Below are 19714 nucleotides of genomic sequence, written 5' to 3'. Positions count from 1 at the left end.
TTTCCCGGGTCCGGGCCAGCCCAAGCCGGGACATGACGCCACGTCACACACGAGACCGGCGAACCGGACCGATCGCGACTACGCAATGGCCCTGGCACGTGGGGGCATACGGATTCCATCCATAGCCGAGCTTGCAAGGCTCGTCCACTCGGCGTAGCGTGAAATTGAAGACGCGATTCAATCTACAGCCTTCACCCGTCGCATAAACCGTTTGCCGTGTCATGGCGCCGCTACTGCGGCCTTTTGTTGACGCGTTTGCAGTGGTGGGTTCCGCGATGTGCGATGCGTGTGTGAGTCTTTTCCATCATTACAGCACTGCCGTCTTGCCTTCGGCTGCATGCATCGCTGCGTCCTCGCCCACGCATTGACCTCCTTTCAGATGCGCGGATATGCGATAGGGGGCGCAGCAAAGGGGCTTCAAGATTACCGGAAGTGCAGTGACGTGAAGGTGTCTGACTAGACTCGCGCGAAGTGCTGGCGCGGACAACGCTCCAACACAGAAAGTGTCAGTCATTAGAGATTGGAGGCGGGCTTGATGTCCCTGAAACCCGAGTCGACCGTCAGATCGTCGGACGAAATTCAATTCACTATGCAGCATCAGGAACAAGATTTCTGGTGCTGGACCGCGACAGCATCCAGTGTCGCCGATTACTACGACACGACGAACGCCCATCCACAGTGCTTCTTGGTCGAATGGGCGTTCCAAAACCCAACTTGTTGCGAAAGCGGAGAAACGGACGAATGCAACCGAACCTTTGCCGTGGACCTTGCCTTGATCAAGGTAGGTCATTACTCGACCTCGCAGGCCGGCGCACTAGGCTTCCGAGATATAGTCGCTGAGGTGACTCGTCGCCGCCCAGTCGTCGTGAGAATCCTGTGGCCCGCCGGTAATAAGCATGCCGTCGCCGTCACCGGATACATAGAGATTCCTCCCCCTGACGGCTTCCATTTCCCATTCCAGTACCTCACGGTTCGGGATTCGGTATATGGCACGAGTTACGTCCACTACGACTGGTTCTGTTCGGACTACCAGGGCTTGGGTGGAACCTGGGCGTACACGTTCTTCACGAAAGGGTGACCGATGGCCGTCGAATATGCATCGCCATCTCGGGAGACACAACTGATCGCGCTTAAGGGCTTTCAACAGATCGCCCGAATCGTCCCGCACGGAGTGACTGGAGCCGACGGAACACCGGTCCAGCCCGAGGCGGATGTGACGCTTTCCATGCCGCATCAGGTACACCCGATCGGGCTGGATCATCTTGTGGAGCGTCAATCACTCACGGACTCGAGGGTCACCAGCTGGCGATTCTTGGTACTGGCCGAAGGCAGTGCCGTGGCGAGCAGCGAGGTGTCAGCCGGGACCGACAAGGAGAAGCCGTCCATGTTGGAACAGGTAAACGTGGGGCCGTATGTACAGTCGACGGAATCAGCGCTACAGGCGCTCGCTGAGGCCCCCGAGGTTCGGTCAGGCCGGTATGAGCTGCACATGTTGAAGATTCCAGCGCTCAGCACGTTCCTACTGTGGCTGTCCCAGCTTGATGGAGACGATCACCTCTTCATTGCCCTGTCGCCCGCGCCTGCCTTCCTTGAAGCAGGGCGCATCTACCGCGAGCACGAGCTGTTGGACGGGCTAGAAGGTCCGGCACGACGATGTCTGGAACTTGATGATCCGCTATTCGGTGCAGCGTAAACACCGACGCAGGTATGGCATCCGAATCATGGGAAATCTATCGGGCTGGCCATTGAATCGAAGTTCGGTGCGACAAGTTTTCGGTTGAGAGAGAGTCATGTCTCTGTTCACAGGCGCTTATGCAAATCCACTGGATTCGGCACCCCGCACGATAATGCAATCTGCGCTGAACGCCTCTCGGCAGGCGCTGGCGCTGGCTGGGGCCCCGAACACCAACAACATGGCTCTCATCGTCGTGGCACTCACCGGATTCAACGGCTCACGCAATCACCCTTGGGCGGGAATCCGAGAGAAAGAAGAGCATTACTCAGGCAGTCTACTCAAGATTGCCGCGATGTACGCCGCTTTCGACCTTAGGGCCAGTGCCGACCAGTTGGCAGTCGGCAGCGGGCTCGCCGCATGGCCTCAGATCGAGGCTGCGCTGATGAGTGCATTCAACCCGGAGGTAGTTTCCCACACGCCTTCGCCGATCAGTGGCTCGCTGATGTTGGGGCCGCAGGATAAGAACAGGAAACCGAACTATTCGGCCGTACTCGAACTCGGTAGCGGGCCTGACTTTACCGTTGATTTCACCACGGCGCAGCTGGACGCTTTTGAAAACATGATGGTGAAACAGGAAAACCCCGGCGCCACGACGACGATTCACGGCTTGGGCTATCCGTACCTCAACGGCAAGATCGCTGATGACGGCTTCTTTGACGGGGGCACCAATGGGGCATGGCTTGCTGGTGATTACGCCCAAATTTGGCCAGCTGCACGTATAGCGTGCCTCAACGACGCGGACACTGCTCAGGGCACCACCGTCTGGCACCTGGCTAAACTGATGACCCTCTTGGCGGATGGCAAGCTTGTCGGCCCCTTGAGCAGTGGCGGAATGAAGCAATTCATGGCGCGGGCGGGAAATTTCTTCCACCAGACCACGCCCCCGATCTGGCCCACTAATGGACGCTTTCTCGCTACTCACGGAAAGGTTGGCATTGGCAAGCTCAAGACTGGTAAACCCGTCTTCTCGGAAGCGTTGATCGTTCGCGACACGGTGCGAAATCTGGATTTCGTTGTCATTTGGCAAAATGTGATCCAGGACGGGCAGACACAGAGAAAACTGCTCGAGCCGGTAGCGACAATGACAGAGGCCACGATGCTTGCCTTTACTCCCTAGCTTCGTTCTCGTATTGAGGGGGCTGTCGGCTGAGACGTTCCCCGCACCACTGCGCCGAACACGAGCCACTTCCGGTACTCCGGCAACCCCGCGCCGTTGCCGACGGGGTGAAGGCTCTTGCCTAGGGGGTGAGACATCCGTCATGTGGGGTGTGGGTACACCGTGCGCCTTCCTTGCGATGGACTGAGGTGAACGACCATGACCTACCAGGGGAGCACCGATCATTCTCTGCCGGAGCCGGAGCCGGAGCCGGAGCCGGAGCCGGAGCCGGAACCGGAACCGGAGCCGGAGCCGGAGCCGGAGCCGGAGCCGGAACCGGAACCGGAGCCGGAACCGGAGCCGGAACCTGGCGTGGGTCTTGGCACCTTCGGGTTCCAGAGTCTTGAGGAGTTCGACGCGGTGAGCGGCGCTCCCGACCTGGACATGGACAAACAGGTTCTCACGCTGCTGAGGCGCGAGGACATGCTCGTTGTTGAGTTCAGGTTCCAAGGCCTGCTGCGTACCGGTTCCGGTGCCGAGCAGCGGTTGGTCACGAAGAGCGCCACCTCCCCCGGCACCCTCTCCGTCAGTCTGCCACCGCAGGCGACGCTGGAGGAGGCCACCCCGCTGGGGAGCCCGTCGACCGCCGTGAAGCGGGCGTGGTTCTCCGGCCGGAGCGACTTGTCGTTCACTGTGGCGCCGGGGACCTCAGTCCCACTCACCGTGGCGGGCCTGCTGAACTGGGCGGGACTGACCACCTCCACGGCGCGGCTGGAGTGCGTATGGGGTCTCGGGCTCACCCCGGCGACCCCGTCTGGGGTGACCTGGCTGCACGCGGTGGAGCCGGTCATCGGCCCGGCCGGTGCGTCCGGGATCTGGCACACGCGCCTTGTCCTCCCGCCGGGCGGTTCCGGCCCGCCCCATACCCCGTCCCGGCTGCCGGTACCGGTCAAGCCGGCGAAGGCCGTCCCGGACAGTGAAGGGTTCATGAGTTCACTCTCAGAGGTGCAGCGCCGCGATATCGGAGCGTCGATGGCACAGCGCCCCGCGCTGGCACAGGACCTCACGTTCACTGCCCTCGGTGCCAACGTCGACCTCACGGGCAACTGGCAGGGTCTGTCCAGTGTCAGCGTGACCGGCTACCACCACGAGTCCGTCGGCGGCCGGGACACCACGGTGAACGTGCTCCAGCGCGGCTATCTGCTGCCTTTCGGATTTCCCGCGCTCATCACGACCCAGACCGAGCGGAAGCTCGACCAGGGCCTCGTCCGGTCGACCATCCTGACCGTGCTGCTGCCCGAGCTCACCTACCAGGGCGTCGCTGCCCTCCCGAACGACAAGCGCGGCTTCCCGTTCCTGCGCGTGCGCCTGAACGGGCCGCTGCAGGCCGACGTCACCGACACCACCGACACGCTGGTGAGCCCAGACATCGGGTTCTGGATACGAGGGGCGGGAGCGGCCGACAAACGGCTGAGGTTCAGCCTGACAGCCGAGGACCTGCGCGGCCACCCGGTCGCCTTCACAGCACCGATGGTCTTCGTGAAGGGGGACAAGGCCCACGGCGACCTGTCCGCAGCACTGACGGTTTACAGGGGGCTGGCGAAGGGCATCGTGTTGCCTGCCTCCGGTCGCCTGGAACTGGCGCCCGCAACTGGATCGGATCCGGAATCGACAACTCTGGATGTTGCGGCCCTGCGCATCGGTGCGGTGCCATCGAGCGCCTCCCAGGCAGCTCTGGAGGAAGCTGGCCGACTGGCGGCGCACCCCGAGTTGATGGCGGTGGAGGCAAGAATCCCTGCCCTGGATGCCGTCGTGACGCGCGGTGGGGCCGAGGTGGACGATCCGGTCAGGGCGGCCGCCGTCTACACCCTGCTGCTCGACGACACATATGTGAAGCTGGGCGCGCTGGCCACCCGGCAGGTTTATGCCCGGCTGCAGACGCCAGTTCCCGTCGCTCCGCCGGTCACCGCTTCCGGCGGCGTCGCCAAGCTCGACCTGCCCGTCACGGGACTGTCGAGAACCTCCGGGCTGGTCGGGGGAAACCTGGACAGCTACAAGGCCGGGACCTTCACGCCAGCGAGTTTCTTCACGCCTGTCCCGCCCCCTCCCCCACCTCCGCCCCCGGTCCCGCCTCCGTGGCCCCCAACCAGCCTCCTCGGCTTCATCGACCTGACCAAGCTGGTAGCTCCCGTCACCATGCCGCCGACCGGGGCAGGCGACGGCAGGGACGTTCCTCGCATGCTCACCACGGTGCTGCGGCAGCCCGGGCAAGCCCCCCACGGTGTGGAGACCACGCTCACCTGGAGCCCCACGCTGACGCCCGGAATCTACGAGTCGCTCAAGACGACGACCGACACGAAGCTGGACCTGAACAGTGTCACGGTGGTCAACCTCGCCCGCGGCGGCGCACCAGTCACCGAGACGCGCGGAGAGCTCCGCCAGTTCACGCTGTCGTTCGCGAACGTACTGGACGTGGAGTTCCGGCGGATCGCGTTTACCAGCAAGCCAGGCACCACGACCTCACTGGACGTCAAGGTCGGCAAGGTACGGTTCTCCGGCCAGCTGGCCTTCCTGGACCGGCTGCGCGAATACCTGCCGTCGGTGGCGAACGGACCGCGTGTCAGCGTCGACAACGACGGGATCGACGTCGGATACACCCTTGCCGTGCCGAGTGTTGGTCTTGGTGTATTCCTCCTGCAGAACCTGGCGCTGTCGGCCTCGGTGCGGCTGCCCTTCGACGGTGCTCCCGTGGAAGCGACCTTCGCGGTGTCCTCGCGCGAGCATCCGTTCCTGGCCACGGTCGCCATGTTCGGCGGTGGTGGCTTCCTCGCCCTCACAGTCAACACTCGCGAGGTCGTCAGGCTGGAAGGCCAAGTGGAGTTCGGTGCCGCTGTCGCACTGAATCTCGGGGTCGCCAGCGGCTCGGTCTGCGTGACCGCTTGCGTGTACATCCTGCTGGACAAGGGGGCCTCGCTGATCCGTGGCTTCCTGCGCGCCAGCGGCGAACTCGACATCCTCGGCATCGTCAACATCTCCGTCGAGTTCTATCTCGCCCTCGAGTTTCGCACCCCCAAGACAGTGCACGGCTCGGCCTCAGTGACCGTCCGGGTACGTGTGGCCTTCTTCTCGGAATCGGTGTCGATGACGCTGGAGCGCTCCTTCTCCGGTGGTAACGATCCGTCCTTCGCCCAGGCATTCCCCACCTCGCAGCCCTGGCGGGACCGTTGTGCCGCATTCGCTCCGATGGAGGCATCATGAACCAGGAAACCGTGGTGTGGACCCTGCTGCCGGACCCCTCCGCTCCGGCCGCCGGTGACGGACTGGCCCGCCTTTCCCTCGTGTTCGGACTGCAGCTGTTCAGCGACGAACCCGGGACGGGATCCGGCGGCCTCATCCCCCTGACGCGTTTTCCCAACGTCAAGTCCTGGACCGACTTCTCCTTCAAGCTGCACGTCAATTTCCGGTACGCCAAAGGCGTGTCGACGACCAGGGAGGCCACGGTCGAGCCAGTCGCCCAGCCGGCGCTGTGGGGAACGGCCTTCGCTGGCACGCAGGTCAAACCCTTCCGCTTCGACCGCACAGTGGCGACGGATCTGCTGCAGTCCTATCCGGCCCACCTCGTGTCGCGTTCCCTCCGGGAGGAATACGGCCGCATGTTCCCCCTCTCCGACAGCCCTTACCCCGAGATCCTGCCCGCGGTGGTACAGGGAGGCGACCGTCCCGGTGGCGCGGACGGGTGGGACGCTGTCGACCGTCTCATCAGCCTGGTCGGTGCGAACGACCCGGCGCGGGTGGCCAGCGCTTACGAGTCGCTGCTTCAGCAAGGGGTTCTGCCCGACGACTTCGCCGACGACCCGCACGGTTGGATGCGCCTGGCCGGATTCCACGAACCGTTCGCCCATCCGCAAGGCGAGGACGAAGACCAAGCGGCGGCTGCACGGGAACTCAAGTCACCCGAGCGGGACTTCCACGGCTTGCTGGCCGCTCTCGCCGACCACCCCGGCCTCATGGAGCAGTTCGGTCTGATCCGGCGGGTGACTGTGCCACTGCCTCCGACCCTCGCAGAGGGCACGCCTGTCGAAATCCAGGCAGTGCCGACGGGTTTCGCACCCCACCGGGTTGACCAGCCCTTCACCCGGTGCGTGCTGCGGCAGGGCCGTCTTTTCCTGGGATGGAAGAACGGCACCGAGGCCGCACTGTACCTGCCTCTCCACGACACGGGCAGGTACGAGGTCGTCGACGTCGACGTCGACGCGGGAGCGGTCGGCCTGCAGGGGTACGCGGCCATGCTGGCTGGCCTGCCACGGAACGGGGAAGCTCCCCGCCTGCTGGCGCCGACCCTGCGCTCCGACGGGATCTCCGTGGTTGAGAAGGACCGCCAGGTCGCCTTTCGGGAACACCTGCAGAAGGGTGTCGAAATGGACGAGGACCTCGAGGAGGCGGACAAGCACGGACACAATCCCGGTGTAGCGATTACCCTCCACGCGGACAATGTGCTCCAGGGCTACCGGGTGGATGTCTTCGACCAGGATTCCGGCCGCTGGTATCCGCTGTGCCGGCGCACCGGCCAGTACAGCGTGCGGGGGTACACCGGAACTCTGCCCATCGACGACGAGGGCACGGTGTCCGACGCCCTGACCCGGGGCAAGGACAACGCGGGTAATCCCGTGTCGCGACTGCACCAGTCCGTGTTCCGCTGGAACGGCTGGAGCATGGTCGCCGCACTGACCGGCAAGACGCTCGACACTTCCGGGCACCTCCAGGACCCGGGCCCCGCGGCCGACACCACCTTGCCGTTCTCCTCGACCGTCCAGCCCGCGCCGGGAACGCTGCCGTCTCTTCGCTACGGCCGCACGTACCGCTTCCGCGCCCGCCTGGTCGACCTCGCGGGCCGCAGCGTGCCCTTCACGGCCCGGCCGACCCTCGGCGAGCCGGCCACCCCACCCCTGCGTTACTCGCGATATGAACCCGTGCCCGCCCCCGTGCTCGTACCCCGGCGACCGGTTACCGCGGGGGAGTCCGTGGCGGTGCTGGTGGTGCGTACCGACAACTCGAATGCCGCCGCCCCCGCACCGGGCCCCACCTGCGAACGGCACCTGCTGGCTCCCAAGGCGTCCGTGCAGCTGCTGGAGTGCCACGGCGTGCTCGACGTGGCAGGTGAACACCGGCTCGACCCGGCGGTGTATGCCCTGCTCAGCCGCCTCGACGCCGGGGTTGTCCAAGGGGTGCCGGACCCGGGCGCCGGCGGGACGCCCTACGTGGACGCCGACACCCTGCAGCTGTCGTGGCCCCCGGACCCTTTGTCGAGGGGAGCGGCATTGCACGGCCTGCCCGGGATGCCCGAGCTACTCGCCTCCTGGCCGCAGGGCAGCGGATGGCATGAACGCCTCCCGCTGCGGCTCGTCCTGATGCCCGGAGCCATCGGCGGAGCGCCGCAGGTCCCCGTCGTCGACTCCGCAGCACGAGTTATCCGCGTGACGCTGCCCCCAGCCGCCACCCTCACCGCACTCCTCAGCAGCATGCTGAACCGAGGCGACGAGGAACTGCTTGCACTGTGGCGGTGGTACGTCGAAACTGCCGATCCGACGGACGACGATCTCGTTGAGGTACGCGCCCGAATTGCCGCCGGGCTGCTCGCTCAGCTCACCCCCACCACAGAGCTCCGTTTGATCCACGCAGTCCGCTGCCCCGTCGTGGGCCCGGAGTTCGTGCAGGCCAGCGTCGAGCGCGGCCCCGGCGAGACCGCCTTCGTCCTCAGCGACCCCGCGATGACCCTCCACGAAGCGTCGACCCTGTCCGTGCACACGGAAGCGGCATGGACCGAGTTCGTCGATGACCCGACGCAGGAAAAACCAGATGAACCACCCGGCCGGGCCATTCTGTGCCAGGGCGACGAGGATGTGCACCCCGACCGTGCCCACCGTGCCGTGACCTATGACGACGACCCCTCGGACCGTGCCGGCACCGTGACGGCGCCGTTCAGGGCCCGCCATGATGTGGGCGACACTCGCCATCGCGTGATGCGGTTCACCCCTGTGGGTGTGTCCCGGTTCGTCTCGTACTTCACCCAGTCACGCAAGGTACGGCTCGCGGGCAACAGCGAAGTGCCGGTGGCCGCGACCGGGTTCGTCCCGGGCACCGTCGTCGTACGCGCCTCCGTCGCTCCGACCACACCCTCGGGCACCCCCGCCGACCCCGGCGCCACATACACCTTCGGCCGGGATTACACCGTGAACGACGAGAAGGGCACCGTCGCTCGCCCGCTTGGCAGTGGCATACCCGACGGGGCCGAGGTTCTGGTCTGCTTCACCGCTCCCCCCGTGACCCGGGCCGGCACTACCGTCACGCGCCACGTACCCGCGACAGTGCGGCCGCCAGCGCCCGCGGTGCACTCGGTGGTTCCCGCCTTCCAATGGGAACGCGGGACAGCTGGCACAACGCTGACCAGCACCCGCCTCGACGGTGTGGTCCGGGTCTATCTGCAACGACCCTGGTACGTCTCGGGAGAAGGCGAGATGCTGGCCGTCCGAGTGCTGGGACCGGGCGAACCGCCCGATGCGGCAGCCGAAAAGTGGGCCACGATGTGGGGCCGTGACCCCATTCGCCAGTCCGGCTCCGCGCCGCTGATCGGCTACCCCAGGCCGGCCGACCTGCTCGGCGCCGTCGATGAGACGCTGCCCCAGGGCCACGCGATGGGGTACCCCGTGAAGTACGACGAGACGCGTCGGCTCTGGTATGCCGACGTGCGCTTTCAGGCCCAGAACACCTACCAGCCGTTTGTACGGCTCCGCGTGGCGCGGCTGCAGCGGTATGCGCTGCTCACCCCTGAAGACCTGAGGCTCTCCGCAGGAGTCGACGCAGGCTTCGTGCAACTCCCGGCCCGTCGTCAGGCGATAGCGGCCTTCGTCGGCAAGGAGGCGACCGTGACCGTAACCGGCCCCGTACCGCCGGCGGGCGCAGTCGGTATGTCTACCCGGATGACCGCACGCGTGCAGGTACGTGGCGTCAGCTCGATCGACGACCCTGCGCAATGGGGCGATGTCCAAGACTTGTCCGCCATGGCGGACTTGGCCCTCAAGTCGGTGACCGGGCCCATCGGGACCTGGACAGGAAAGCTGACCCTGCCCGTCGAACCATCGGTGCGTCCCCAGCACCAGCGCCTGGTGGTCCAAGAGATAGAGGAGATCCAGAGCGGTACACGCGGCCCGATCCAGCGGGTGTCCTACCTCGACACATTCACAGTGTGAGGTGCGACGCCGGGCGGGGAGTCATGCGTCGGCCGGCGCCTCGGCGCCGGCCGACGCATGGAGAGTCAGCGTATTTTGCCTGTGGGCACCCACGACAAGGTCTCTCTGTGAGCTCTTTCAGCGTTGCCGCTCCAAGGACCGCAGCCGCGATTGGCGACATTCGATTCGGGCTGCAGCGCGCGTGGTGGAAGATCCGCCAGGACTTCAGTTGGGCCACGCCTCGCTCGACCGGTCCCCCGTGTTGCCGACAGATCCAAGGGCCGGCTCCAAGGTAGGCGCGGTCGGCGAGGACCGGGACGCCGTGGCGTTCGCAGATGCGGATTATCCGGTGGGTGCGGGCCGCGGTCAGGTCATGGGTCCGGCCTGGCAGGGCGGATGAGAACCACAGCACTCGGCCGGCTGGGTCGGTCACGACCTTGACGTTCACCCCGGCGTGGCGTCGGTGCTTGGCGGAGTAGTCGGTCCGGCCGTCGCCCAGGCGATCGCAGGCGGCGAGGGTGCCGTCGAGCAGGACGAAGTCTGGGTCGGCCTCACGCAGGGCCTTGAGCAGGCCAGGTGCCCGGGCCGCGAGCAGGTCGACCACCCTGCGGATGTGCGCATGAGCGGTGCCCACCGAGATGCCGAAGCGAGCGGCAATCTACGCAACGGAGTCGTGTTTGCGCAGATACACCAGCGCGACCAGGGCCCGCTGGTGCGGCGGGAGCTTGCAACGGCGGTCATCTTCACGGGTGACGATGAAGATGGTGACCCACTCAACCAGCGCGTGCGGCAGGTCGAGTGCGGCAGGATAGGAAACCAACGAGGCTCCTGTGCTGACGGGTTGAGACTTCGAACACCTCCCCCAACGGCACAGGAGCCTCGTGCGTTGCGGACGCTGCAGCCGTCACCCAATCGGTGGCCATACTGAAAAAGCTCACTCTTTCGTGCAGGCTTTCTCGCACATGCTCATGCACTGCGCCCGGTTGGACGTGCCCTCGCACTTGATCCGGCACTCGGCGTGGCACTCATCCGGGCAGTAGCTGTAATCCCAGCCGTTAGGTGCGGCTTCTGGAGTTCCGTATTTCGGCAGATCGTTGTGGAATCCTGGGATCGTCTGTTTCACGGGAGCCTTCTCACTGACGGCTGGTCAGCAAAAGTCGCCTGTGAGCACCCACGACGAGATCTCTTTGTATGTCTGAGCGGCGAAGAACTGGCAGGACTCGCGCACCCGCAGCGACCCGTCGTCGCACATCGTGTCTCTGGTACAGCACGGCACGAAGAGGCACTCCTTCATGCAGGCCTTCTCGCACGTGCTCATGCACTGCGCCCGGTTGGACGTGCCCTCGCACTTGATCCGGCACTCGGCGTGGCACTCATCCGGGCAGAAGCTGTAATCCCAGCCGTTAGGTGCGGCTTCTGGAGTTCCGCATTTCGGCAGATCGTTGTGGAATCCTGGGATCGTCTGTTTCACGGGAGCCTTCTCACTGACAGGTGGTCAGCAAAGTTCGCCTGTGGGCACCCACGACGAGATCGCTTTGTATGTCTGAGCGGCGAAGAACTGGCAGGACTCGCGCACCCGCAGCCACCCGTCGTCGCACATCGTGTCTCTGGTACAGCACGGCACGAAGAGGCACTCCTTCATGCAGGCCTTCTCGCACGTGCTCATGCACTGCGCCCGGTTGGACGTGCCCTCGCACTTGATTCCGCACTGGAGGTGGCACTCATCCGGGCAGAAGCTGTATGACCAGCCATTAGGTGCGGCTTCTGGAGTTCCGCATTTCGGCAGATCGTTGTGGAATCCTGGGATCGTCTGTTTCACGGGAGCCTTCTCACTGACAGGTGGTCAGCAAAGTTCACCTGTGAGCACCCACGACGAGATATTCATGCCTTCGCCGTAATTGAACTGACAGGACTCGCGAACCTTCACCCAACCTTCTTCGCATATCGATTCCCTGGTGCAGCACGGCACGAAGAGGCACTCGCTCATGCAGTCCTTCTTGCACGCGCTCATGCATTGTGCCTGCGCCGGTGCGGGCATCTGTGAGCATTGGTTCTCACAAAGCATTCTGCATTCATCCGGGCAGTAGGCGTAATCCCAGTCGTTCGGTGTGGCTTCTGGAGTTCCGCATATCGGGAGATCGTGGAATCCTGGGATAGTCTGTTTCACGGGAGCCCTCCTCAGTTGTGGTCATAGAAGATGCCCAGCGGTCCGGGGCGGAAGGGGAACTGGTAGGTCACGTCGACTGGGACGAAGTATTTCTGCACTTCGTCTGTTTTGCGGCTGGCGTAGGTGAAGATGACATCCATGATCCGCCGGTGGCCCCCGAGGTTGGATCGCCGGACGTCGATCGCCGCCAGCGAGTAATCGGCCATGAACTGTTCAAACGTCTTCCGGTAGATGGCGGAGTAGCGGAGCAGCAGGTAGTTGAGCGCGCGGCCTTCGTCTGAGGCGCCGACGTTTCCCGAGACGTTCATGACAGTTTTCAGCAAGTCCCCTGCCGCTTTCTCGAACTGCTCTGTGTCCATAGACTCGGGCCTGTCGATGGATTGCACAAGATACGAGATGGAGGCCGAATACAGTTGGTCGACGGTGACGACCGGGAGTTGCAGCCCGCCGCAGTGGCTGGCAGGCGCGACCCCGCCCCGTACCCCGATGACCACGTCGATGGCGTCCGCTTCGCTTGAGGGCCGGATGGCGTCGGCCATCAGAGCGAAGTCGGCCGGATCCCGCGGCACGAGGACATAGGTGTCCAGGCCCTGGATGGTGAGCACGTAACACATTTGCCGCGCCAGATAGCGGTTCTCCGGCCGGCTGAGCACGTCGCTAAGTACTTGACGGTCTGTCATCCCATTGGTCTCGGTGCGCATCAGGCTTTGCGCCAGTTCCTGCTCCACCCCCAGGTCGGGGATCCGGGATTCGATCTGGCCCATCGCATAGACGAAGGCAGGTGGCGTGGGCGTGTGTCGTGCGGTCGGCCCGTCGCGTTCGGCTTCGCAGGAGCACCGCCCGGTGGTCGCCGGACCTGCGGGGCTCGTGGTCGCTGGGGCTGCAGAACCGGTGGTTACCGGGCCCGAGGGGGGGACCTTGCTGTCTTCGGCTTCCATGGAGAGGCTCCTGAACTCCGGCGGTCGCCGCGGCGCTGTAGCGCCTACGCGCTCATTGATCTCAGTCTGTGCCGTCGTCGCGCCGGCCGGTGAAAGTGATCCATTCGTTGAGCTTGCGGGCCCGTTCCTCGCAGCTGCCGCAAGGCTTGATGCCTATCGTCCGGGTCGCGTGTTTCACTACGTCGCCGAGGCCGATCTCGCCGTCGACGAAGCCGGGAAGCCGCGTGCGGTGGGCAGGCTTGCGGACGTCGTTCGGCTGCCGACTCCGTCGTCGTGCTTCGCTCACGACCCACCATCCGTTCCGGGCACCGGGGCGTGGTCCGAGGCGGAGTACCAGCCTCCCCTCGGCACGTTCTCCCTCCTTGTCCAATCCTCCTCCCCCAAACGGGCGTCTGCATGTCGGCCGAGCTGCGACGACGCACCCCCGGCCAGCCCTCCGCCCTATGATGGAAGAGATGTCGGAGTCCGGGACTTCGAGTCTCGCGGACAACCCCACAGGGACGGCAGATGAATCCCTCTCCTGCTCTTCCACACCAAGATCGCTTGCGGCTGCTCGGCCAGTTCCGCCTGGACTACCACGACGAGCACGTACCGCTGTGTGGCAACGCCCAGCGTCTTGTGGCCTTCATTGGACTCCGGCTGCGGGTCGGTCGATCCGTGATTGCGCAGGCGTTGTGGCCGAACGCAACCGAGACACACGCGCGGGGAAGCCTGCGGACAGCACTGTGGAAGCTAACCCGCGGCGGCCACGAACTCGTTCGCTGCACCACGGAGTCGCTCGCTCTCGCCGACGACGTCGGCGTTGACGCCCACACCCTCGCCCAGAACGCGCTCGACATCGTCCGAGGCTGCCAGCCTCTCCGCGTTGATCCCACGCTGATGAGCCTGCTGGACCGCGGCGACCTGCTGCCCGACTGGGATGACGAATGGGTCGTCCTGGAACGGGAGTGGCTGCGCCGCCTCCGCCTGCGCGTGCTCGATACCCTGACGGAGCGCTTCGCACAGCAGGGCCAGCCAGCCTCGCGCTGGATGCTGCACTCGCGAGCATCCGCATCGAACCGCTCCGCGAGGAACCGCACCAGGCGGTGGTCTCGGCGCATCTCGCCGAGGGCAATCTGTCCGAAGCCCTCCGGCACTATGAGATTTTTTGGCATCTGCTGCGCACGGAGCTCGGGGCCGAGCCATCCTTCCGATTCACAGGCACGATCCCCCTTCGGCTGCGCTGACGAGGAGGACGGCCACGGAGACACGGCCGGACGATCGAGGGGGGCTCCTCACAAGGAGGCTCGCTGTGAATACAGATCAGTACACCCAAAGGAACGCGATCGTCGAATTGATGCGGCAGCCCGCAGAGCATCGGGACACCGGGTGGGTGCAGGACGCGGTACAGCAGGCAATCCTCCTGGAACTCGCCACCCTTCCCCCATATTTGTGCGGCCTGTGGTCGATCGACACCTCCAGCGGAGACACCCAGGTCTTCCACACCTTGCGCGAAATCATCTTCGATGAGATGTCGCATCTCGGCATCGCGTGCAATCTGCTCACCGCCATCGGCGGTACCCCCCGCCTCGCCAGCGAGACTCTGGTGCCGGCGTACCCGGGCCCGCTGCCCGGAGGAGTACGGCCTGAACTCAGGGTCTACCTGAGCGGGCTCACGATGGACTCCGTCAGGATGTACGCGAGCATCGAGGAGCCGGACACCCCAGTCACGCACGCGGCCTTGGCCGGGTACACCTCGATCGGCGCCTTCTACACGGCAATCCTGGACGCCTTCCGCGCGAACCCACAGATGATCACTGGGAAGCGGCAGGTGACCATGGACATGGAGCATCACGGTTTGGGGAACACCTTGGAGCGCCTCGAGACACTTGGTGATGTCGAGTCCGCCATCGCGGTCATCAAGGAGCAGGGCGAAGGCACATCCGCGTCCCCGCAGAACCCGTACCCAGGAGCGCCAGGTGAGTTCGCCCACTACTACGCCTTCCAGGAGATCCTGCACAAACAGAAACTGCAACAGCAACCCGGCCAGCCGGACAAGTGGGACTTCACAGGAGCGGCGGTCCCCTGGCCCGAACACCTCTGGCCCATGGGGGTTGTGCCACAAGGGGGCTGGCCACGGACAGGTCCTGACGCTCCCACTCCCGAGGTGACGGGTTTCCTCGACGCGTTCAATCGCGCCTACAGCGACCTGCTGAGCCTCCTCGAGCAAGCGTGGCAGGAAGAGCTTTCGGGCTCCGCCGAAGACCTGCTGCAAGACGCGGTCGTGAAGATGGGGGCGTTGCGGTCGCCCGCTGGGAAGCTCATGAAGATCGCGCTCCCCGACGGCAGCGGCAACAACTACGGGCCGGAATTCCGCTACCTGGCGCCGTGAGGGAAGCTCTGACCACCCTCGGAGAGACGATGGAACGCTCAAAACAACGCTCCGCGCCCTGCCTTCGTCTATGCGATGGGCCAGATCGAATCCCGGATCCCCGACCTGGGGGTGGAGCAGGAACTGGCGCAAAGCCTGATGCGCACCGAGACCAATGGGATGACAGACCGTCAAGTACTTAGCGACGTGCTCAGCCGGCCGGAGAACCGCTATCTGGCGCGGCAAATGTGTTACGTGCTCACCATCCAGGGCCTGATGTCGTCGTGCCGCGGGATTCACCGTCGACCAACTGAACCTCTTTCATCCTGAGTAGTCGCAGGTCAGTGAGCCTCCTTCATCCTGTGTTTGTGCAGATCAGGAGGGGGGCCTTCCTCCGTGAAGGTGGGCACGCGGTTATTGATCACGCGGCGAGCGTGAGTTTAGCGGTGTGGTGTCGGTGTTCGTATTCGTTGGGGCTGAGGTGGCCGTTGGCGGAGTGCCGGCGGCGGGTGTTGTAGCGGGTGAGCCAGGCGAAGACGGTCCGGCGGCAGGTGCCGGCGTCGCCGTAGTCGTGGGCGCCCTGGAGGGTCTCGCGTTTCAGGGACGCGTGGAAGCTTTCGCAGGCTGCGTTGTCCGCGCTGGTGCCGACCGCGCCCATCGACTGCGCGACCCCGAGCTCGTGGCAGAGGGCGGTGAAGGCCCGGGATCCGTATTGCGCCCCGTGGTCGGAGTGGAATACCGCGCCGTCCATACGGCCGCCGGTCGAAGCGGCCATCCGCAGTGCGTCGGTGACCAGGTCGGTGCGCATGTGGTCGGCGATGGACCAGCCGACGACTTTGCGGCTGAAGCAGTCCAGCACCGTTGCGAGATAGAGGAACTCCCCGCCTGCGAGCGGGAGATACGTGATGTCTCCCATGTTCTTCCGCCCCGGCTCGGTGGCGGTGAAGTCCCGGCCGAACAGGTCTGGAACCTGTGGGGCTGTCGGGTCCGGGACGGTGGTGCGTACGCGTCTGCGCAGGCGGATGCCGGTGATGGAGAACGTCCGCATGATCCGGGCGATCCGCTTCTCGTTGACCCGCCGCCCTTTCTCGCGGAGCTCGGCCGTCACTCGCGGAGAGCCGTAAGCGCCGCCGGACTCGCCGTGGACCTCGCGGATCTCCTCGGCCAGGATCCGGTCCTCCCGCTGCCGGGTGGCCCGGGCCTCGGCGCCGGCGAGCCACTTGTAGTAGCTGGACCGGTTCACGCCCAGGACTTGGCAGAGCCGCTTCACCTCGTAGGTGTTCCGGTGGTCGTCAACGAACTGGAAGCGGCTCCTCACCAGTTCGTCTCTCCGGCGAAATACTTGGCCGCCATGCGGAGGATGTCTCGCTCGGTGGCGAGCTTGCGCTCACTCGCCTTGAGCTCGGCCACCCGGGCCTCCAGCTGCCGGACGCGCCCGTCCGGATCAGCGGACGCTACCGCCGCCGCCCCTGGTCGGGCGGCCGGCCTCGCAGCCGCGGCGGTGACGCCACGGCGTTCGCGGTCCCGCAGCACCCACTCACGCAGGGTCGCCCGGTTGACGCCCAGGTCAGCGGCGATGCTCTTGTAGGTCGCCCCGGGTGTGGACTCGTACAGGGCCACGGCATCGGCCTTGAACTCGTCCGAGTAGTCCTTCATCGCCATCGGCGGTCTTCTCGCTTGCTGCGGATCAAACAGATCCAGTATCAGCGTGTCCACCCCTCAGGAAAAGGCCCCATCGAGCATGGAAGGATACGGAACCAACGGAGCCCCTTGGTCGCCGGTGTGGTGAGTGAGATCACCACACCGGCGACGAGGGGCTCCGCCATGTCACCGCCCCTGCTGACCAGCCCATTTCACCCATGCAGCACAGGATGAAAGAGCCTCACTCAGGGGGATGGTGGATGGTCCTTCGTGTCTGCATCACCCCACTCAAAATGGCTGTCCTTGTGGTCGGGACTATCCGGGTGGTCGACAATGTCTCCTGCGGGGATGCCCTGCCAGTCGAAGTCGTCCCGCAGAAAGGCCTCCACCTTTGTCAGGCGAGACTTGAGGTAAGCGTCGAGGTTTGCGGGGCGGTCCTCCAATTCGGCTGGCCCGTCCGGCAGAATGACCGTCAAGGTGTCCGCGGTGTTCTCGACGAACCGTACGGTCGTGGACTCTAGGAGGTCCAGGGTGATGCCGAATTCCGCCATTGCGCTCTGCGGATCTGCGATGAGCTTGGCCCGGATATCCTCGTCGGCTAGGGACATGGCAGCCAACACGAGTAGCTTTTTGTCTCCGTACCGCGGATCCAACTCCCAAAGCGTCACACGCCAGTCACGTAGCTGCTGACGCTCCTCCTCTGACAGCTCTCTTATTTCAGGTTTCATAGTTATCCTCCAGTGCATCGTCGGCCAGCGTGAGAAATCCCTCGCGGATTAGGCGAGAAACAAGTTCGATCTTCGCACTCGGGGGAAATGTTCCGATTTCAGGAAGTCCGTCGACCTGGAAGATTTCATGCTCGGCGATGAAGAGGAGTGCATTTTCAAGGAACGGTGGCCCTGATACGAAGTTGCCGTCGAATTCAATTGCAACCTCGGAGGACTTACTGCGGATCCTGTGATACATCACCCTGGTCCGTCGGACGAACGAATCATGAGTCAACTGCAAAATCCGGTCAAGTGAGCGGAAATGCCCGGCCGATGCGGCCTTACCGGAACTGATCAACCGCGTACCCAGACTCTCCTTGGCCCGCCGAGCCAAGGATTCGTCCAGGAGTGCTTGGACTAGATGATTGCCGAGTTTTTCGACGACTTCGAGATCAATTTCCTGATCGAGGAATCCGGGTGACAACGCGCCACCAAACTCCGAATTCTCATCGGAGAGCAGCCGAATTGTCTCTGTCATCAGGTCAGCCCAGCGGAAGGCGTGGATTCCGACAGTCAGATGGAGTGACGACGCGGCGGCAGCCTGAGCCCGATGCGCATAACCGCGTGGGATGTACAGGACATCTCCGGGTCTGAGCGCGAGCGTCTGAAGGTCGGAGTGCTCCAGCGGCCGCGTGCTGCGTTCCGCCAGAGGCGAGAGAGTGCCCGCGTTGGCGACGTGCCACACCTTCGTACCGTGCAGCTGCAGGACGAAGACATCGTGATCGTCTGTATGCAGGTCAAAGCCTTGACTATGGCTCGGCGTCAAGTACATATTCACACCGACGGGATGGTGAAGCGAGGCCTCCAGAGCCCGAGATAGGTTCGCAATTTTCGATGAACGACGATGGACTCCGTTGAGAATCAACGTGTAGCCCTCGTGATACGCCTGGTAGATATGTTGAACATCGGGCAACCCGGTGCTAGTCATTCGAAATGCGCGTTCGGAAACGCATCCTGTTGCGTCACTACGGACAAGTCGACTCGCATCATTTTCGAAAGCCCGCCCCCCTGACATCGTATTTGTGATCATCTCGTCGACTTCGTCGATCCCGGGAAGATCCTGGAAGTAGTCGCTTTGGTCTCGCCTGATCAGCAGCGACTGCTGTCCCCACGTAGAGTTTAGGAAGTCGTCACAGGTGATCGGTTGAAGCAGCCAGCCAAGCCCGCCAGTATGAGCAACTAGGGTTTCCGTTTCACCACGGAGACTAACCATTGACTCCTCCTCTTGCATTCGGCCTCAACTGGCCATCCGCAGCGCACACTAGAATGAACAGAGATTTCCGTCAGTTCGCCTACAGGCCGCGCGCGCCTGGGCGCAGGCTGCGATAAATCACGTTCCGCCGTTAGCGAAGGCATCGGCTAGGTCGATTTCGCCAAACCGTCACCAGTTCCAGTGACGTAGCGTCAAGGGAGGTCAATGCGACCTCAACAGGATAGATGCAATTGTCAACGACCCTGCTGTTTGCGGGGACTTGCGCTCCGCAGGGATCGCTGCGAGTTACTCGATTCTTTCTGTTCCCAGTCTTCTCTACGCCAACCCTGCGTGCAACTTCTGCAGCAGTAAATTTTGTTCACGGCATGTGGCGCATCGTTGAATCCTCACCTCACGACGCTGCACTTCATTAGAAGCCCGTTCCGTCGTGCCCGACACCCGCCGAGTGGCGTAACTGGGGTAGTTGGGGTTAAGTGGTGCATGAGCCCAGGGCCATTGCGTAGTCGCGATCGGTCCGGTTCGCCGGTCTCGTGTGTGACGTGGCGTCATGTCCCGGCTTGGGCTGGCCCGGACCCGGGAAA

At 64.2% G+C, this 19714-nt stretch carries 16 protein-coding genes and 1 pseudogene; 8 read left to right on the top strand and 9 right to left on the bottom strand.

Going from position 1 to position 19714, the window contains the following annotated elements; translation table 11 throughout:
- The first annotated feature begins 535 nt into the window (after window positions 1–535).
- The 5 genes from ACFU8W_RS49390 (at window position 536) to ACFU8W_RS49370 (ending at window position 10078) form a co-directional block, all read left to right on the top strand.
- Complete coding sequence (locus ACFU8W_RS49390; RefSeq protein WP_384052413.1) at window positions 536–1078, top strand: papain-like cysteine protease family protein; 543 nt, start codon at window positions 536–538, stop codon at window positions 1076–1078.
- 3 nt (window positions 1079–1081) lie between these two features.
- On the top strand, window positions 1082–1693 hold the full coding sequence (locus tag ACFU8W_RS49385; protein ID WP_384052412.1) for a hypothetical protein: 612 nt from the start codon (window positions 1082–1084) through the stop codon (window positions 1691–1693).
- Window positions 1694–1790: 97 nt separating this feature from the next.
- Window positions 1791–2852: a hypothetical protein gene (locus tag ACFU8W_RS49380; protein WP_384052411.1), complete on the top strand. Its 1062-nt coding sequence runs from the start codon at window positions 1791–1793 to the stop codon at window positions 2850–2852.
- Between the two features lie 198 nt (window positions 2853–3050).
- Window positions 3051–6089: a hypothetical protein gene (locus ACFU8W_RS49375; protein WP_384052410.1), complete on the top strand. Its 3039-nt coding sequence runs from the start codon at window positions 3051–3053 to the stop codon at window positions 6087–6089.
- Window positions 6086–10078 carry a hypothetical protein gene (locus ACFU8W_RS49370; protein ID WP_384052409.1) on the top strand — a complete coding sequence of 1331 codons (3993 nt, stop codon included), beginning with the start codon at window positions 6086–6088 and terminating at the stop codon, window positions 10076–10078. The genes ACFU8W_RS49375 and ACFU8W_RS49370 overlap by 4 nt, the downstream gene beginning before the upstream one ends.
- A 133-nt stretch (window positions 10079–10211) precedes the next feature.
- Here ACFU8W_RS49370 and ACFU8W_RS49365 read toward each other — a convergent pair.
- From ACFU8W_RS49365 to ACFU8W_RS49340, 6 genes and pseudogenes are all read right to left on the bottom strand, one after another.
- Window positions 10212–10877, bottom strand: a pseudogene (locus ACFU8W_RS49365) (transposase family protein); the annotation flags it as partial.
- A gap of 114 nt (window positions 10878–10991) precedes the next feature.
- Window positions 10992–11180 carry a hypothetical protein gene (locus tag ACFU8W_RS49360; RefSeq protein WP_384052408.1) on the bottom strand — a complete coding sequence of 63 codons (189 nt, stop codon included), beginning with the start codon at window positions 11178–11180 and terminating at the stop codon, window positions 10992–10994.
- Window positions 11181–11204: 24 nt separating this feature from the next.
- Entirely contained in the window at window positions 11205–11528 is a 324-nt protein-coding gene (locus ACFU8W_RS49355; RefSeq protein WP_384052407.1) for a hypothetical protein, read from the bottom strand.
- 707 nt (window positions 11529–12235) lie between these two features.
- On the bottom strand, window positions 12236–13162 hold the full coding sequence (locus ACFU8W_RS49350) for a hypothetical protein (protein WP_384052406.1): 927 nt from the start codon (window positions 13160–13162) through the stop codon (window positions 12236–12238).
- 61 nt (window positions 13163–13223) lie between these two features.
- Window positions 13224–13448, bottom strand: a complete 225-nt coding sequence (locus tag ACFU8W_RS49345) for a hypothetical protein (RefSeq protein ID WP_384052405.1) — start codon at window positions 13446–13448, stop codon at window positions 13224–13226.
- Between the two features lie 446 nt (window positions 13449–13894).
- Complete coding sequence (locus ACFU8W_RS49340; RefSeq protein WP_384052414.1) at window positions 13895–14200, bottom strand: hypothetical protein; 306 nt, start codon at window positions 14198–14200, stop codon at window positions 13895–13897.
- Between ACFU8W_RS49340 and ACFU8W_RS49335 the strand changes: the two genes are divergently transcribed.
- The 3 genes from ACFU8W_RS49335 (at window position 14089) to ACFU8W_RS49325 (ending at window position 15842) form a co-directional block, all read left to right on the top strand.
- On the top strand, window positions 14089–14388 hold the full coding sequence (locus tag ACFU8W_RS49335) for a BTAD domain-containing putative transcriptional regulator (RefSeq protein WP_384052404.1): 300 nt from the start codon (window positions 14089–14091) through the stop codon (window positions 14386–14388). The two genes, ACFU8W_RS49340 and ACFU8W_RS49335, sit on opposite strands and share 112 nt — an antisense overlap.
- A gap of 65 nt (window positions 14389–14453) precedes the next feature.
- Complete coding sequence (locus ACFU8W_RS49330; RefSeq protein ID WP_384052403.1) at window positions 14454–15533, top strand: ferritin-like protein; 1080 nt, start codon at window positions 14454–14456, stop codon at window positions 15531–15533.
- Window positions 15534–15608: 75 nt separating this feature from the next.
- Window positions 15609–15842 (top strand): hypothetical protein, encoded by a 234-nt coding sequence (locus tag ACFU8W_RS49325; protein ID WP_384052402.1) that lies wholly within the window; start codon window positions 15609–15611, stop codon window positions 15840–15842.
- Window positions 15843–15933: 91 nt separating this feature from the next.
- On the opposite strand, the gene ACFU8W_RS49320 is transcribed toward ACFU8W_RS49325, so the two are convergent.
- From ACFU8W_RS49320 to ACFU8W_RS49310, 3 genes are all read right to left on the bottom strand, one after another.
- A protein-coding gene (locus ACFU8W_RS49320; protein WP_384052401.1) for an IS3 family transposase occupies window positions 15934–17174 on the bottom strand; the annotation gives its coding sequence in 2 pieces (ribosomal slippage) (window positions 15934–16845 and window positions 16848–17174; 1239 coding nt in all).
- Between the two features lie 224 nt (window positions 17175–17398).
- Complete coding sequence (locus tag ACFU8W_RS49315; protein WP_384052400.1) at window positions 17399–17881, bottom strand: hypothetical protein; 483 nt, start codon at window positions 17879–17881, stop codon at window positions 17399–17401.
- Window positions 17871–19133, bottom strand: coding sequence for a cupin domain-containing protein (locus ACFU8W_RS49310; RefSeq protein WP_384052399.1), 1263 nt, complete (start codon window positions 19131–19133; stop codon window positions 17871–17873). The genes ACFU8W_RS49315 and ACFU8W_RS49310 overlap by 11 nt, the downstream gene beginning before the upstream one ends.
- Between the last annotated feature and the right edge of the window lie 581 nt (window positions 19134–19714).

This window comes from Streptomyces sp. NPDC057565, from assembly GCF_042801455.1.
Taxonomy (GTDB): Bacteria; Actinomycetota; Actinomycetes; order Streptomycetales; family Streptomycetaceae; genus Streptomyces; species Streptomyces yanii.
This window is presented reverse-complemented; position numbering and strand designations above follow the sequence as displayed.

What these genes read in the sequence shown, in the direction of transcription:
- ACFU8W_RS49390 (WP_384052413.1), top strand. Translation starts at nt 536, where the DNA reads ATGTCCCTGAAACCCGAGTCGACCGTCAGATCGTCGGACGAAATTCAA.
- ACFU8W_RS49385 (WP_384052412.1), top strand. Translation starts at nt 1,082, where the DNA reads ATGGCCGTCGAATATGCATCGCCATCTCGGGAGACACAACTGATCGCG.
- ACFU8W_RS49380 (WP_384052411.1), top strand. Translation starts at nt 1,791, where the DNA reads ATGTCTCTGTTCACAGGCGCTTATGCAAATCCACTGGATTCGGCACCC.
- ACFU8W_RS49375 (WP_384052410.1), top strand. Translation starts at nt 3,051, where the DNA reads ATGACCTACCAGGGGAGCACCGATCATTCTCTGCCGGAGCCGGAGCCG.
- ACFU8W_RS49370 (WP_384052409.1), top strand. Translation starts at nt 6,086, where the DNA reads ATGAACCAGGAAACCGTGGTGTGGACCCTGCTGCCGGACCCCTCCGCT.
- ACFU8W_RS49350 (WP_384052406.1), bottom strand. Translation starts at nt 13,162, where the DNA reads ATGGAAGCCGAAGACAGCAAGGTCCCCCCCTCGGGCCCGGTAACCACC.
- ACFU8W_RS49335 (WP_384052404.1), top strand. Translation starts at nt 14,089, where the DNA reads ATGGGTCGTCCTGGAACGGGAGTGGCTGCGCCGCCTCCGCCTGCGCGT.
- ACFU8W_RS49325 (WP_384052402.1), top strand. Translation starts at nt 15,609, where the DNA reads ATGGGCCAGATCGAATCCCGGATCCCCGACCTGGGGGTGGAGCAGGAA.
- ACFU8W_RS49315 (WP_384052400.1), bottom strand. Translation starts at nt 17,881, where the DNA reads ATGAAACCTGAAATAAGAGAGCTGTCAGAGGAGGAGCGTCAGCAGCTA.
- ACFU8W_RS49310 (WP_384052399.1), bottom strand. Translation starts at nt 19,133, where the DNA reads ATGGTTAGTCTCCGTGGTGAAACGGAAACCCTAGTTGCTCATACTGGC.